We start from the raw sequence: 16,189 nt of genomic DNA on the forward strand, positions 1-16,189 counted from the left end.
GGGTTGTCTCAGACAGCATCTTGCTGTTTTGCTAAACTGAAGTATAAATCAGACAGCAGGATGCTGTCTGAGACAACCTGGTTAGAGCCCTTACAGTGTTTTCGATTTCAGATACTTATCAAACCATTGTAGATAGCGGTCAACGCGGTCTTTCTGGTAACTCGGCACCGTAATGCCATGAAACTGACCGGGGTAAATAATCAGTTGCGTTGGGATTCCCAGCGAACGTAGTGCCTGATACATTTGCTCACTACCGGCAACCGGTACGTTAAAATCCTTTTCGCTCGCCATAAACATCGTTGGGGTTTTGATTCGGTCGGCTTTCAGGAACGGATAAGAGAGCTTCAACCATTTCTCCGTATTTTTCCACGGAGCTCCTAATTCTGTTTCATACTGATTCGTGTACATGTCGCTGCCGTACAGGCTAAGTTGCAACGAACTTCCTGCTCCGCTGGCCGCTGCTTTAAAGCGTGTATCCGTCGCAATGGTGTAGTTTGTCAGAATGCCGCCGTAGCTCCAGCCGCCAATGCCCATGTGTTCGGCATCGGCAATGCCTTTCTCCACTACGTAGTCAGCAGCGCCCAGAATATCCTGCACTTCTTTGTTACCCCAGTCAGCATAAATAGCTTTGGTATAGTCGAGGCCGCGTCCGTTACTACCCCGATAGTTAACCGCAACAACGGCATAGCCACCAGCCGCCAGCAACTGACGAGTCAAATCGAACGAAAATTCATCCTGCGATACAGGACCGCCGTGAATAAAGAAAATAGTCGGTAGTTTTTTGCCTGATGGAGCATTCGCTGGCCGAAACAGGATATTGGAGACCTGTGTACCGTCTTTACTTTTCGACGTAAAACCCTCTACTGTTGCCAGTTCCAGGGGAGCCAGGAACGTATCGTGCACGTGGGTAAGCCGACGAGGATTTCCCGACTCGATGGCGTATAGTTCGCCGGGTGTTTGCGGATCGCTGATCATCGCCACCCAGTTACTACCCGAAACGGCTTCCAGATTGCTAAACGCCTTTTGTCCGGTTGCCAGCTTCGTGAATTTGCCGTCGGCTACTACGTACTGACCCAGATACGTCTGCCGATCATCCTGTACTAATACACCGATGCTTTTGCTGTCTTTGGCCCAGGTTGGGTTTCGTACGGGTCGATCAAGACTTTTGGACAATAACGTGGGTTCGCCACCATCCTGACTGATGACGGCTAACACCGGCTGATCGTACATCAGGAAATTACCCGATGCCGTTGAGCGCAGATAAGCGATAGACTTGCCATCGGGGCTCCAGGTCGGGCTATTGTCGTAGCCAGTCCAGGTGGTGAGTTTTTTCGTGGCCGCTCCTTTCCGGGCTTCCATGACGTAGATATCGGTGTTCTGGTTGCGGTCGGGGTCGTCACTTCGATTGCTGACAAACGCCAGCTTTGTACCATCCGGCGACCAGACGGGCGAGGTTTCGTCGTAATTACCGGTCGTTAACGTATCGAGTTTTTTATCCGCTACGTCGTAAACGTATAAGTGTGACGATCCTTTTTCGATGTATCCTTTTATATCGGCCTTGAAATGGTAGCGATCCATGACGTAAGGCTTTCGAACTTTCGTTTTTGCCGAATCCGCATAGTCGGGATCGCGTAGAACCAGGGCAATTTTCTTGCTATCGGGCGACCAGACGTAGTCTTCCAGATCTGTTTTTAGGTCGGTTAGCTTTTTAGCTTCGCCACCCCGCCGATCCAAAAGCCAGATTTGCCCTTTGGTATTACCCTGCCGCGACGAAATAAAGGAAATATACTTCCCATCGGGACTGAACCGGGCTCTGGATTCGCTTTCTGGTCCGTTGGTTAGCTGCACAGATTCTTTGCCATCCCAACTGACCATCCAGAGGTCAGAGTTGCGTTTATCTTTCGTAGTGTCGACCGCCGATACGCTGTAGGTGATCCATTTTCCATCGGGAGCAACCTGTGGATCGCTGATCGTCTGTAATCGGTAGATGTCTTTCGGATTAATCGGGCGTTTTTTCGTGATTGTCTGCGCCTGGCTACCAAAGCTGGACAGTGCCAGCAACCAGATTAACAGAGAACGGTTTGTCATGAGCGTGTTTTCGAATGAAGAACGTAAACTACTTGCGTAGACTACAAATTACGCAAAAAAGCCGATGGGGCTTCCATCGGCTTTGAAAAATGGCAGTGAAGATTTTTACTTCCTATATATCCACTGAATGTTCCCAGTTACACTTGATGTACTGGAGACTGGGAATGTGTAGGGTATGGGAGTAACCTGCGCCAGCTCTTCAATATTCTTATTTTTAGAATATGTATAGGAGTCTGATGCACCTGAGTCGTATTTTAAAGTCAGAGTATTATTCGTAAATTCCCAAGTTCCTGTTCCGTCAGAAACGGCAACGTTACGGTAGTTTTCATTAAATGTATTATCAGAAAATATATCTATAGTAGAGCCTTCAGAATTCAGATAGTATAAATCTAAGGCAGCTCCATTGATACTCAGAGAGGCAGGGAAGCCAGAGGCCAATCCCCGATTTAATTCCCAGCGCCCTACAGCAGCTGGTGGCGGAGCAGGGTCATTTTTGCTACAAGAAACCAACCCCGCAAAAGAAACTACTAAGCAAAGTAGATACAAATAACGCTTCATAGACAATTGAATTTTTAAGATAATCAGGGCCTAAACACGACAAGTGTGCGTAAGCTACAAAAAAAAAGAACAGTACAATCGCCAGTACGCCAGAATCTGAGGGATTGATGCTGGAAGGCGGATAAAATTAGTAAAACGAGTTCGTTTTAGAGACTTACTACGTAGCGTCTTCAGCCCGCCAGTTCCTTCAACGCCTTCACGAACGTATCGAGTTCGGCAGTGGTGGTGTACACATGCGGAGTAACACGAATACCTTTCACAGCTGGACTGTCGATGGCTACCGTAAAGATGTTGTACTTCTCGAAGAGCGCTTTTGATAGTTCGGCGGGTTTTAGTTTGGGAATACCGACATTCGCAATGGCGCAGGAGCGTTTGGGATCACTGGGCGTATTGAGAACGATGTTGGGATGGTTTCTTACCTTGTCGGTCCAGTAGCGTTGTAGATAGCGCAGTCGGTCCTGCTTTCGTTCGATGCCAATGCTGTCGTGAAAACGAATGGCATCCTGAATGGCCAGGTCCGTAGCAACCGGATGCGTGCCGGTGTGGTTAAGTTTCCGAATGTTATCGTCCGAAAAGCTGCTATCGCCAAACATAGGCCAGAGCCCCGGAATTTTGTCTTTACGTACGTAGAGAATTCCAGCTCCTAATGGCACACCCAACCATTTGTGTAGACTGCTGGCGTAATAATCACACCCTCCCAGATCGGAAATATTGAACGCCAATTGTCCAAATGCGTGTGCGCCATCGACTATCACCTCCACGTTCCGTTTATGCGCCATTTCCGTAATCTGGCGAATCGGCATAATCTGGCCGGTAATGTTAACCAGGTGGCAAACCATCAGCAGCCGGGTTTTGGGCGTAATGGCTTTTTCGTACAGATTAACCAGCTCATCGTCGGATTGCGGATGGTTGGGTATCGAAATCATTTTGTTGACGATACCGTGTCGTCGGGCCTGGAGCCGAAACATGTCGAGCATGGCGCCATAGTCCTGCTCGGCCATCACGGCTTCGTCGCCTGCTTTCCAGTTTTGACCTGCAATCACCGTATCGAGCGATTCTGTTGTATTCCGGGTAATAATCAGTTCGTCGGCCGAACAGCCCAGCAATCGGGCCAGTTGTGTTTGCGATTCCAGCTTATCGTTAAACTGACGGGTACGCATGTAATAGGACGAAACGGCATTTACCTGTTGAATATGCTTCAGATAGCTGTCCAGCACGGGCTGTGCGGCCAGTGAGTAGTAGCCGTTTTCGAGCTGTATAAAATCGGTAGTGACCGGATACGCTGTCCGTATGGCGGCCCAAAAGCCCTCCTGATGGGCCAACGTATTGGCCGGTACGTTAGCAAACTGTGCGAATACCTGATTTAGGGTGGGCCCTTGTATAGTTGGCAGGGCCGTGGCCCCGACCATGCTTTTCAAAAATTGCCGTTTGGAGAGGTGGGACATAATAGTAAAGTTGGTAAATCGGACAGGAATGTCCGATCTACGAATTAGCGCAAATTGGGGACGGGTAATACGGGCAGCCCTTCGTTACCGTCTTCGCTAACAGCCTGTACCGCGAAATAATAGTTGTCTTTCGAGTAAGGCAGCGTCATGCCGAGTTTGGTAGTGAAGAATTTCTTCTGCCAGAATGGCCAATACGTTTCCCGCATCAATACGTAGTAACCTTTTACTTTGCCTGTCTGGGGAGCTTGCCAATAAAGCGCGGTTGAATTGGTCAGATTGCGAACATCGACTGTTACTTTCTGGGGCACGGTTGGTGATTTGGCCAGATTAGCGAGGGTTGCCAAATTGACGGCCGTATTCTTGCGGAGATATTCGAAATCCATAAACTTCGGATAGTCGCCGTATTCAACCCCATTTTCAGTACGTAGGTCCTGATGCTGGTGCTCGTAGTTTTCGTTCATTTCGGTGAGTCGGACGGCGGCAATACCGCGCTGAACGTAGGGCGTATGATCGCCACCACGCAGGTAGCGGTCGTTACGGTATACCATCACGACGTCCAGATTCTCAACGTAGCGTTCACCAATCTCTTTCAGGTAGCGGGCCAGAGTTCGCGCTTTCCCGTCATTTTCGTTGCCAAATCGCTGAATTTGCGCGATACGTCCGGTCGTATCTTTTAGCAGGCTGGCTGGCAATCCTTCACTGAAAACCCGGAGCTTCGTGTTCTCAATGATACGGGTATCACTACTGTTATTACTACCCATAATGTCGTTGTTTAGCACCGCTTCTACGTTCCATTTTTCCTTGATGGCTCGTTCCGAAAGATGTTCTGCGCCTAATAGTCCCTGCTCTTCGCCCGTCAACGTAACGAAAATAATGGTGGCGGGAAACGATGATTTGCTCATGACACGGCACAACTCAATAACGGCGGCTGTTCCTGAACCATCGTCGTTAGCGCCGGGTGCGTCCGATTCGCGGTTCATTACGTTCGTAACGCGGCTGTCCATATGGCCCTGTACGATGAAAATACGGTCATCGTTTGGATCAGTGCCTTTCAGCGTAGCCATTACGTTGCCCATATTGGCGGGTTTGTCGACCCGACGGCCATCGGGTTGTAAGGTCCACGTATCGAGCGTAGCCGTCATACGGCCGCCCGACTGTTTGGCATATTGATTAAACTTACCCAGAATCCATTGACGGGCTGCACCTAGTCCTTTTTTACCAACCTGGTCCGACGCATTCATGGGTACACTTAGCGTATGGCGTGTACCAAAACTAACCAGACCATTGATGTGCGCCCGCAGGCTGTCGGCTGAAATCTGGCTGACCAGATCCGCAATTTGTGGGTCTCGGTTAAGGATTGTTTGTGCGTTCGATAGGGGAGAAGCAAGTAGGGAGGCAATAAAAAGAGGTAGTAATGCTTTAGTTTGCATAGGTTTGATGAATTGGGTCAGCGAAGCTAACAAAAAAGCGCAAACCTGCCTAGTTTGCGCTTCGTGTGGCCATAATTGCCAATGAATAAGTTGATAAGTTTACGATCGGCCAAATAATCAGGTGGTTTACCGGCTCATGTGGGTTGCAATACCGAATGCAATCACTGACACGATCAGGCCGAACATAAACACAGAATACGACCAGCGTAACAGTTTATATTTCTTGCCAAGAACCTTACCCAGAAAGTAAATATCGCGGATCATACTCGAATACAGAAAGTCCGCGTCGTCCATCATCCGGCGCATACCCCATTCATAATCCGATAAGTCCATGCGGTAAAAGTTACCGAAAAAAAGCAGATTGGCACTTTTGTTTTCAATGTCTTCCCGGCTGAATACACCGCTCGTTACGTTCGGACGTGTGGCTAATACGGCCAGTACGGTAGCAACAACGCTGGTAACCGTAAAAATGATGGTTGGTATTGTCAGGGCGGGCCACTCTTCCAGTTTGCGAATCAGTATACTAACTACCAGCGAGATAACGATCGTATTAATCGAGATCATAATATTCGCCTTGGTATCGGCCATCGCGCTCAGCTGAAAATGATTCTGTGAGGTTACCCGAAACATCGTTTCAATACCCCGATCAGGTTTGCGGACTTTCGACGTAGCGTTGGGCAGAGGTATATCGAACAACGAAGCCGCTACGTCCTCTTTTTTGGCGTGCTTGGCCTGTTTTTCGTGCTTGTCCGGTTTCGTTACTTCGTCATCCTCATCGCCATCTTCCTCAATCTGACGGAGGAGCAAATCCAGATTTCTGGCCTGACGTGGGCCTAATACTGTTTTCCCGTAGTGCGTAAAAAATTCATGCTTTTCCAGAAACTGGGCGTTTTTCTTCCGCCATTTCTTCTTGCTGATCTTGTTGCCGTTGTGTTTCAGCTCCTGGCGTAACTGTTCGCTGAATTCCAGGAAATTCGGTGCAGCCAGATGCCCCAGATCAGCATCGCACAGCACTTCGGCCAGCCGATTTCCGTTGGGTGACTGCGGCATTTTGGTCGCTTCGATGCAGGTCAGAATGTCATCAATTCGTTTGGCCGAACGGATGTGCTCTTCCAGAAAAGGCCGCGCCAGATCGATGCCGTTATCTTCGTGATTTTCACAGCCTTTTTTGTAGCCAATATCGTGAAGCCAGGCGGCTATCAGCACCGTTTCCTGGTCCGTTTCAGACAGCCCTTCGTGATCGGCAATTTCGTTAACAAAGCCTACCACGGCCTGTGTATGAGTCAGGTTGTGGTAGGTATATTCTAAATTAAGCTGCTTAAGCAACGATTCGGCAAAAATCCGGGTTTGATGAAGCAGCGTGGTTTCCTGAACGGTCATACAAATGGAGTGACTAAACTAGCCGGTAGCAACAAGGTAACGAATAAAAACCGGATTCAGTTGCGGGGCCAGTTTTAAATTTGTTTTCTCTTTATTATTCTGAATACCAGTGGGTTTCTTGAGTGCTCATCGTAAAAAGAATGAATTAACCAATTAACTGCCATAGACGGTATGGTGCGTATCATCTTGTTATGAGATTTTTTTACTTCCTCGTTTGTCTGTTTACCGCCGGTTTCCTGGTAGCTGGTTTTAACGTATCGGCGCAGACATCGCCAACTTATAGTGTCTTTTTGCTGGGCGACGCCGGGGCACCCGCTGCGGAAGGCGATGCTGTGTTGAATGCACTGAGAGCCCAGCTTCAGGGCCTGGGTTCGAATAGTTCGCTTATCTTATTGGGCGACAATATCTACCAGTTCGGATTGCCTGATGCTGACGATCCTGATCGGGCCGACGCCGAACGACGGATGCGCCAGCAACTGGATCTGCATCGTGCATTTAGCGGCCGAATTTTCGCCATCCCTGGCAACCACGATTGGGATAAAGGTCGGCGGGATGGTTGGCAACGTATCAAAAATCAGCAGGATTTTGTGCATCAGTACCTCGGACGTAGCGACGTATTTTACCCAAACGATGGCTGTCCTGGCCCCGTTGAGATTCAGCTCTCTGATTCGTTAACGCTGGTGTTGATGGACACGCAGTATTGGGTGCATCCGTGGGCTAAACCGGGCGACGATTCGGATTGTAGCGCTAAAACCTTACCCGATTTTCTGACGCAGCTCGACGATATTCTGTTCCGAAACCGGCATCGGCGGGTAGTTGTGGCTGGCCATCATCCGATGTATAGCCACGGTGAACACGGAGCTTACTTTACACTCAAAGATCATTTATTCCCGCTGACCGATATCCGGAAGTGGCTGTATGTTCCGCTGCCCGGTATTGGCTCAATCTACCCCATTTATCGATCGGTATTTGGCAGTTTGCAGGATTTGCCAAACCCGGTTTATAAGGAAATGCGGAATGGCATGGTTGGCATTTTTAAGAAATACACCAACCTTATCTATACGAACGGGCATGATCATAACATGCAGCTTATCCGGCGCGATAGTTTGTATTACCTCACCAGTGGCAGTGGATCGAAACACACCCCCGTTAAAAAAGCAAAAGAATCACTCTTTGCGGCTGAGAAAAAAGGATTTGCCCGCCTGGATTTTGGCGAGGGCGATCAACTGACCATCTCATTTTTTACCCCCAGTGAGCAAACTCCAACGGGTGAACTGGTGTATCAGACAACCATAAAGCTGCAGCCCGATCCGTTACCAAAGCGAACCGGCATGACACAGCAGCCCGACAGCGTCCGCGTCGTGCCTGGCTTTCGTTACGTTGCCGGTCCCGTTAAGCGGTTTCTACTGGGTAATAACTACCGGGATGTCTGGACAAGTACGTTGACCGTGCCAGTGCTGAATCTGAAGAAAGAAGGCTTGGTGCCAACCGAGCGGGGCGGAGGCATGCAGACACTGTCGTTACGCCTTGTTGATCCCAAAAAACACGAATTTGCCATTCGATCCATCGAGAAATACCCAGAAAAGGCAATCCCAGAATCGCTACGTAGTGATTTAGCGAAAGACCTCGTTCAGGATCAGATTTCGGCTTCGCATCCATTTGGGGCTTTGGTGGTAGCGCCACTAGCTGAGGCTGCCGGTGTGTATCATACCAATCCAAGGATTGTTGTAACGCCCAACGACTCGACATTACGGGAGTACGAACAAACGTTTGCCAATACGTTGATGCTCTTTGAAGAACGGGCGGATGGAAACTATAAAGAAACCGGGCTGTTTGGTAACTCAACCAAGCTGTATAGTACACCCAAATTGCTCGAAAAAATACAGGACGATAATGATAATCGGGTCGATCAGCAGACTGTGCTTCGGGCGCGGTTGTTCGATATGTGGATCGGCGACTGGGACCGCCACGATGACCAGTGGCGGTGGGCGAGTTTTAAAACCGACAAAGGATTACGTTTCGAACCTATTCCGCGCGACCGCGATCAGGCGTTTTTTCTCAACGAAGGCATTTTACCAAAAATCGTGAGTCGGCGCTGGCTCATGCCGAAGTTTCAGGGGTTTGATTATACCATTCGCCTGGTGCCTGAGTTCAACAATAATGCCCGCTTTTTTGACCGTTCGTTCCTGACTGAACCGAGTCGGGCCGATTGGCGGGCTATGGCCGATACGTTGCAACGGAACATGACCGACGATGCTATTCAGAAAGCTATGGATCACCTGCCCGAACCAGCGCGAAAGCTGAGTGCCGAAACACTAACTGCTAAATTGAAGCAGCGCCGGGCAGACTTGAAACGTTACGCTGATATACAATATTGCTTTCTGGCCAAAGCCGTCGACGTAACGGGGAGCGATAAGCAGGAGCTATTTGACGTAACGCGGTTGCCAGATGGCCAGACCGACGTAGTGGTTTATAAATTGAACAAGGAAAAAGAACCAACTCAGGTTTTATATAAGCGCCGGTTCGATCCGGCCGAAACCAAAGAAGTTCGTTTATATGGCCTGGGTGGCGACGACCGGTTTGTGGTCCGGGGCTCGGCTCCGGCCGGTAGTTTGCTACGTATCATTGGTGGCAAAGGCGACGACGTAGTGACCGATAGTTCGTCGGTGCGGGGATTGTCCAGGAAAACGTGGGTGTACGATCTGCGTAAAAACACGACTATATCGGGCGGTTCGGAAATCAGAAGCCGGCTGTCGGATAACAAAGCGGTCAACAACTACGACCGAAACGCGTTTCGGTATAATCTTACCATGCCGTTGATTACTGTGCAGGCCAACCCCGACGATGGCTTATTTCTGGGCGGTGGTGTTTTGCGCCGAACGCAGGGTTTTCGTAAAGAGCCATTTGCGCAGCAGCATCGCATAACGGCTAACCATGCTTTTGCCACCAATGCGTTTAACTTTCATTACGATGGTACGTTCACCGATCTGTTAGGAAAAGCCGATCTGGTGATCAATGGCGATATTCAGGCTCCCAATTTTGTCCAGAACTTCTTTGGCATTGGTAACGAAACCGTTTTTGACAAAGAAAACCCAGTTAGTTATTACCGCGTTCGGTTTGAAAACTGGCGCTTGAATGCGCTGTTGCAGCACCGGTTAGGCAAGGCTACTTTTTTCTATGGACCATCTATCGAGCGAATCGAACTGGAGGAGAAACAGCAGAAATTTATTCAGGAATATGCGCAGAGTATTCCGAATGGCAGTCGGTTGTTTGAGCAGTTTTTTTACGGTGGGCTGAAGGCTGGCTTTACGGTCGACACGCGGGATAATGCTTTACTAACGACTCGTGGTGTATTCTGGCGAACAGCATTCACTACGTACCGGGGCTTAAATGAACAGTCGCGGTCGTTTACTCAGCTTCAGTCAGATCTGTCTTTCTATGCGTCAATCCGGCTTCCGGCCATAGTGACGATTGCCACGCGCGTAGGGACCAGCCTGAATCTGAGCGACAATTTTGAGTTTTTTCAGGCCAGTACGTTGGGTGGCTTAACCAATCTGCGCGGTTTTCGACGGACACGTTTTGCGGGCGAAAGCGCCTTTTTCCATAATCTCGACTTGCGAATGCGCCTGCTGACCATTCGGACGTATCTCTTCCCGGCCTATGCGGGCATTGTTGCTTTTAATGATGTTGGGCGTGTGTGGGTCGACGGCGAGAAGTCAAACGTCTGGCATCATGGCTACGGCGGGGGCATCTGGCTGGCTCCTTACAACACGGCTGTCATTTCAGTGTTGTATGCTATGTCACGCGAGGACCGCATTCCTATGTTACGGGTTGGTTTCTTTTTCTAACGTAGTGATGAATGGCAGGAGAGCCGGTTTTACCACCCCCAACCCCCTCCTGTTTTAGGAGGGGGTTGGGGGTGGTAAAACCCTTCTTATAGCGCTTGGTGCGAACTAAATGCCCTGTCTCACTTCGTGCTCTCCGTGCCTTTTTGGCTAATCTTTAGACGCTCATCGGATAGTCAGGATAGTTGATACAGGTCAATCTGTTCATCAACGCCTTTTACCACCGTTTTGCCCAGTGCAATTGCCGTTTCGGGCGGAGTCGTCAGCGAGTCGAATACCTCTTTCGATACCAGAAACTGGGTATGAAAAGGCTTATTGAGCTGTTCGATACGGGCCGCCAGAATCACTACGTTGCCCGTGACGGAATATTGCTGACGAGTTTCGGTTCCGATGTTGCCAACCACGGCATCGCCAATGTGAATACCAATGCCAATCGAGGTCGGAATCATCAACTCACTATCAACGGCCTGTTGTACGGCATGGAGAATCGTAAATCCGGCTTCAACGGCCACCTCTGCTGGGTTGCTTACCTCAACGGGAGCACCGAACGTAATCATGCAGCCGTCGCCCAGAAACTGATTGACAACGCCCCGATGTTGTTCAACAATGCGGATAATGATGCTGAAAAACGTATTCTGATAGTCCATGACTTCGTCGGCGGTATGGTGGCTGGCATATTTCGTGAAGTCGCGGATATCCAGAAACATAACGGCTACCCGCATGTGATGGCTTTTATAATTCCCTTTTTGTGCCAGAACCGCACGGGCAATCTCCGGCGATACCTGCTGTCCAAAGAGCGTTACGGCCTGCTGTTCGGTTTCGGTAGCCCGAATGGTATCGGTTATGCTTATTCGGATCTGAGTCGATACGTATCCGGCTGCTACGCCTGTCAGCATTAATAAAAGCCCTTTGGTGATAAACATGAAGGGCAGGTGCAGAAACAGGTCGATTTCCAGATACGGTTTCGTAAATTCTGGTTTGCTGATAAAAAAGTACAGAACGATAAACTCCAGGCCAGCTATAAAGCCCGTATAGGCTGACAGCCAGAAGTTTAACCGGAGTGTAGAGAGGATAATAAAAAAGATGTAGATGTACGCCAGCGGACTATTCAAGACCAGTAGCGAATCGAACATATGTCGGGAAACAATCAGCAGAATAAAGGATATCGATGTAATTTCGAACGTAGCATTCCCAAATTTGAACAGGGTCGGTAAGTCCTGATGGCGTGCCAGTTGCTGTTTAAGCAATCGCCGGATTCCCCACTCGTAGACGCTCATGCCTATAAAGTAGGGCATGATCGTAAGGAGCACTGGTTTAGGCAGATACTTCAGATTATCGGATTGTAGTAGGGGATGCAGAAGGGCCAGCGCAGCGGTAGCAAACAGAAACAGGGCCGATAGAACAGTGGCCCGCTGCACCTCACGTCTCAGGCTTTCATCCGAAAAGTGCTCCTGAAAATAGGATTCCATCGGTGGCTTCTGCATGGAACGGAACGGAAAAGTCATCTCATACTAAACAGGTTGATTTCAGAAATTAACACCAGCGTTTTCGGATTGATTCACCGAAACGATGCTTTCAGAATTTATAGGATACGCCCAGGCCGGGAGCTACGCTGCCCGTTAGTTGTACTGGCGACAGTGACATACCCACCCGAGGCTGACGGAGCATTTCGTTATACCGCGTAACGGCCTTGTTCACGTGGCCGTTGCCAATAACCAGGAGTGTGAGCGAAGCCCCGACGGATGTTCCGTACACAATCCAGTACGTACTGTTCGATCCATTTTTACTAAAAATCACGTAAGCCAACGTAGCAAGTGAGGTGAGTCGGCTAAGTGTATTTAAGGTTTTAAAGGTGCGAAAATGATGATTGACGGTTGGGTCGTCCAGTTCGTAGAAAGGAACCTCCAGGGCGAAGGGCGAGGATAATTTTTTGCCGCCGTAAAAATAAACCGTTCCCAGCGAAGAGGCTGCCGTACGCTCAATAGGCATCAGGTGCCCAGGTACGGGCACTGAGCGGTAATGCGACGTATCGTCGACACGCTGAGCGTGAGAATAGGTTACCAGTAAAAAGAAAAACAGAAGAGTCGTTAGTAAGGCTTTCATACGGGTAAAACGAAAATACGGGGCTGAGAGCGTCAAGGATCTTTTTTATGGTCTCGCTGTCCAAATGTATATTAGGTCGACGAGACAGAACAGGTGTTGACTTAGCCAATCCGTACACCATTTTGTGTTGGCCGTTCAGTTTGGAGCAACGTTACGGTTCCGTCGTCGTCTACAGCACCTAATACTAAACATTCGCTCATGAACGTAGCAATTTGCTTGGGCGGAAAATTAACGACGGCCACCACCTGCTTGCCAATCAGATCTGCTACGTTGTAGAGTCTGGTTATTTGTGCCGACGTACGACGGGTTCCCAGCGGGCCAAAATCAATCGTTAATTTATAGGCTGGCTTACGAGCCTGCGGAAATGGTTCGGCCGACATAATAGTACCCGTCCGAATCTCTACTTTCTCAAAATCGGCCCAGGATAACGGTTCGTTGCTCATGCTGCAAATTAGTCATCGTATACCGATATGGGATAAAAACTTTTATGAGCGGCACGCGCTTTCGCTATCAAAATAGAGTTAATAAGTTAGTCGCAATACAGTTGTGACTACCGATGAGCAGCCGCATTTCGGTCGCTATTGCCGGAATGTGTACTTTTGGTAATGGATCAGGATATACGCTGGCAGCAACGCTTTTCAAACTATAAAAAGGCCTTAGGCCAGTTTAATAAATTTATAGCCAGAGAAGAATTAAATGAATTGGAGGAGCAAGGGCTCATAAAAGCATTTGAGTATACATATGAACTAGCCTGGAAAACGCTTCAGGATTTTCTTCGGGATAAGGGTTATGTCGACATAGCTGGCCCAAAGCCGGTTATTGAGCAGGCGTTTCAGGATGGCTATATTGATGGGTACGCCTGGGTTCGTATGGGGAAAAGCCGTAATCTGACCAGCCATACCTATAATGAACAAACTGCTGATGAGATTGTCGAAGCGATTCGAGAAGAGTATGCCGATCTTTTCAGTGCGCTCTTAGAACGATTGGAAGGCGAGCAAAACAGTCAGCAATCATCCTTATTTGACAAAGAATAGCAATGCCTTACGGATTGATTGACAACGATTTAGCTCGTATAGTTGATGTGCTGGCTATGAACGGTAGAGTCGAACAGGCTGTTTTGTTTGGCTCACGCGCTAAAGGAACGCATAAGCCGGGTTCAGACGTAGATATTGCGCTGAAAGGAGCGGACCTGACTCTCAACGATTTATTGGCATTATCTGTTGCCCTTGACGAATTATGGATACCGCTTCGGGTTGATTTACTGCTTTACAACCGAATCGACGAACCTGCCTTACTGGATCATATCGACCGTGTTGGAAAAAACTTAATGTTAAGGTAGTTTGGCCAATTCGTCAGTTATGAACTGCTGGAATCGTTGCTGTAATCCCTGATAGTGATTGAGGTATTTTTCACCTTCCGGGGTTATGATGGTTCCGCCCCCTTTTTCGCCCCCCGTTTGGGTAATGACCAGTGGAACGTCGGCCTGGGTATTCATGGAGTGAATCATTTCCCAGGCTCGTTTGTACGACATTTTCATCGCCTTGGCAGCCTGATTGATAGACCCTGTCCGCTGAATGTGGCCGAGGAGTTCTAATCGTCCGATACCCATAAACCGTTCGGGGCCTTCAGTAGATACTGTTTCGAGCCAGATACGTCCATTGATGCGAAGATTCATGCCGGGTTGAGCCTTGTTACGGGGCTAAGGTACAAATTGTGTTACGTTATATCTGCGCAGCGTATCGGTTTCCCTACAATCCAGCCGATAGGGATCCCGCGTTTACTAAATAAATCGCTCAGTACGTCCGATGTATTGGCTTCCGGTTGTACCTTTCGGCCGATAGTTTTCTCGCCTTGTTCGCCCTATATCGCACTGCCTGTCTGCGACCTCGGCGAATCGTCCCCGCTATCATTACGGATATGGACAATGTCGAATTACTCTCCCGAATTCAGTTTGCTTTCACCATTGCCTTTCATTACATCTATCCGCCGTTGAGCATTGGTCTAGGCGTTTGCCTGGTCGTGATGGAAGGTTTGTATCTCAAAACAAAAGATAAAGTTTACGAAGAACTGACCCGATTTTGGGTCAGGATTTTTGCGCTCATTTTCGGTATTGGCGTTGCTACGGGCATCGTGATGGAGTTTGAGTTTGGTACCAACTGGGCTACATACTCGCGCTACGTTGGCGATATTTTCGGATCGGCGCTGGCAGCAGAAGGGATTTTTGCCTTTGCGCTGGAGTCGGCCTTTCTGGGAATTCTCTTGTTCGGCTGGAATAAGGTGAGCCCGCATGTTCATTTCATGGCGACTGTTCTTGTTGCGCTCGGTTCTATTTTTTCGGCGCTGTGGATTGTGGTTGCCAATTCGTGGCAGCAAACGCCGTCTGGCTACCGGATCGAAGGCGAGGGCATGACAGCGCGGGCAATCGTCACGGATTTCTGGGCTATGGTGTTTAACCCATCGTCAATAGAGCGCTATTCCCACGTGTTGATCGGCGCGCTGCTGGCGGGTTCGTTTCTGGTGTTGAGCGTCAGTGCCTGGTATATTCTCAAGAAACAGTACGTAGTGCATGCGCAGGCTGCCTTTCGGATTGCGCTCTGGGTGGCCGCCGTATCGTCGCTGGGGCAATTGTTCACCGGTCATAAATCGGCCGAAGTTGTTACCAAATATCAACCGGCCAAGCTGGCGGCCATGGAAGGGCACTTCGAGAAATCAGCGCCAGCCGATATGTATCTGATGGGCTGGGTCGATGCAAAAGAGCAAAAAACGACGGGTTTGAAAATTCCGGGTGGCTTATCGCTGCTGGTGCATCAGGACGTCAAGGCGCCCATTCCGGGCTTAAACAGCATCAAACCGGAAGATCGTCCAACGGCCGTCAATTTCGTTTTTCAGACGTATCATTTGATGGTGGCTATCGGCATGATGCTGATTGCGTTGTCGCTCTTCGGGTTATTTATGCTCTATCGGAAGCGCTTGTTCGAAACTCGCTGGCTAATGATTGTTTTTGTGTTTTCGGTGCTACTCCCTCAGATTGCCAATCAGGTGGGCTGGTATACGGCCGAAGTGGGTCGGCAGCCCTGGGTAGTGTACGGTTTATTGCGAACCTCAGACGCACTATCGCAGGCTGTAAAAGCCGAACACGTACTGGCCTCCCTGATCCTGTTTACGTTTATCTACGTCATGCTGTTCGCCTTGTTCGTCTATCTGCTGAACAAAAAGATCCTGCACGGCCCAGACGTAGTAGACTCTGAAGAAGAGGAAGCATCGTCGCGTATGAACCCCGTTCTTAATTGATGATTGGATGACAGAATAATTGAACAAGAATCGATCTATCGATCGGATG

13 protein-coding genes are annotated in these 16,189 nt (G+C 49.1%); 4 read left to right on the forward strand and 9 right to left on the reverse strand.

Annotation, left to right across the window (positions count from 1 at the left end):
* Positions 1-90 precede the first annotated feature (90 nt).
* The 5 genes from GK108_RS03590 to GK108_RS03610 form a co-directional block, all read right to left on the reverse strand.
* The gene (locus tag GK108_RS03590; protein WP_163942841.1) at positions 91-2,088 is read right to left on the reverse strand and encodes an alpha/beta hydrolase family protein; all 1,998 of its coding nucleotides are present in this window, start codon (positions 2,086-2,088) and stop codon (positions 91-93) included.
* A 105-nt stretch (positions 2,089-2,193) separates the two neighbouring features.
* Positions 2,194-2,646: a lipocalin family protein gene (locus GK108_RS03595; protein WP_163942843.1), complete on the reverse strand. Its 453-nt coding sequence runs from the start codon at positions 2,644-2,646 to the stop codon at positions 2,194-2,196.
* A gap of 170 nt (positions 2,647-2,816) precedes the next feature.
* Entirely contained in the window at positions 2,817-4,091 is a 1,275-nt protein-coding gene (locus tag GK108_RS03600) for an aminotransferase class V-fold PLP-dependent enzyme (protein ID WP_163942846.1), read from the reverse strand.
* Between the two features lie 44 nt (positions 4,092-4,135).
* Positions 4,136-5,521: a M28 family metallopeptidase gene (locus GK108_RS03605; RefSeq protein ID WP_163942849.1), complete on the reverse strand. Its 1,386-nt coding sequence runs from the start codon at positions 5,519-5,521 to the stop codon at positions 4,136-4,138.
* Positions 5,522-5,647: 126 nt separating this feature from the next.
* Positions 5,648-6,901 (reverse strand): Pycsar system effector family protein, encoded by a 1,254-nt coding sequence (locus tag GK108_RS03610; protein WP_163942852.1) that lies wholly within the window; start codon positions 6,899-6,901, stop codon positions 5,648-5,650.
* A gap of 191 nt (positions 6,902-7,092) precedes the next feature.
* Between GK108_RS03610 and GK108_RS03615 the strand changes: the two genes are divergently transcribed.
* Complete coding sequence (locus GK108_RS03615) at positions 7,093-10,749, forward strand: BamA/TamA family outer membrane protein (RefSeq protein WP_163942855.1); 3,657 nt, start codon at positions 7,093-7,095, stop codon at positions 10,747-10,749.
* A 173-nt stretch (positions 10,750-10,922) separates the two neighbouring features.
* On the opposite strand, the gene GK108_RS03620 is transcribed toward GK108_RS03615, so the two are convergent.
* The 3 genes from GK108_RS03620 to GK108_RS03630 all read right to left on the reverse strand — a co-directional run bounded on the left by GK108_RS03620 (position 10,923) and on the right by GK108_RS03630 (position 13,292).
* Positions 10,923-12,251: an adenylate/guanylate cyclase domain-containing protein gene (locus tag GK108_RS03620; protein WP_163942858.1), complete on the reverse strand. Its 1,329-nt coding sequence runs from the start codon at positions 12,249-12,251 to the stop codon at positions 10,923-10,925.
* A gap of 70 nt (positions 12,252-12,321) precedes the next feature.
* Positions 12,322-12,849, reverse strand: coding sequence for a hypothetical protein (locus GK108_RS03625; protein WP_163942861.1), 528 nt, complete (start codon positions 12,847-12,849; stop codon positions 12,322-12,324).
* Positions 12,850-12,950: 101 nt separating this feature from the next.
* Positions 12,951-13,292: a tRNA-binding protein gene (locus GK108_RS03630; RefSeq protein ID WP_163942863.1), complete on the reverse strand. Its 342-nt coding sequence runs from the start codon at positions 13,290-13,292 to the stop codon at positions 12,951-12,953.
* A gap of 162 nt (positions 13,293-13,454) precedes the next feature.
* Here GK108_RS03630 and GK108_RS03635 point away from each other — a divergent pair, with 162 nt between their 5' ends.
* Both GK108_RS03635 and GK108_RS03640 read left to right on the forward strand, forming a co-directional pair.
* Complete coding sequence (locus tag GK108_RS03635) at positions 13,455-13,883, forward strand: nucleotidyltransferase substrate binding protein (RefSeq protein WP_163942866.1); 429 nt, start codon at positions 13,455-13,457, stop codon at positions 13,881-13,883.
* 2 nt (positions 13,884-13,885) lie between these two features.
* Positions 13,886-14,188 carry a nucleotidyltransferase domain-containing protein gene (locus GK108_RS03640; protein WP_163942869.1) on the forward strand — a complete coding sequence of 101 codons (303 nt, stop codon included), beginning with the start codon at positions 13,886-13,888 and terminating at the stop codon, positions 14,186-14,188.
* Here the strand turns inward: GK108_RS03640 and GK108_RS03645 are convergent.
* Positions 14,180-14,524: a winged helix-turn-helix domain-containing protein gene (locus GK108_RS03645; RefSeq protein ID WP_163942872.1), complete on the reverse strand. Its 345-nt coding sequence runs from the start codon at positions 14,522-14,524 to the stop codon at positions 14,180-14,182. The two genes, GK108_RS03640 and GK108_RS03645, sit on opposite strands and share 9 nt — an antisense overlap.
* Before the next feature lie 242 nt (positions 14,525-14,766).
* On the opposite strand from GK108_RS03645, the gene GK108_RS03650 reads away from it, so the two are divergent.
* Positions 14,767-16,140, forward strand: coding sequence for a cytochrome ubiquinol oxidase subunit I (locus GK108_RS03650; RefSeq protein ID WP_163942875.1), 1,374 nt, complete (start codon positions 14,767-14,769; stop codon positions 16,138-16,140).
* Positions 16,141-16,189: the final 49 nt, after the last annotated feature.

Origin of the sequence: Spirosoma terrae, assembly GCF_010435915.1 — a bacterium.
Lineage (GTDB): Bacteria > Bacteroidota > Bacteroidia > Cytophagales > Spirosomataceae > Spirosoma > Spirosoma terrae.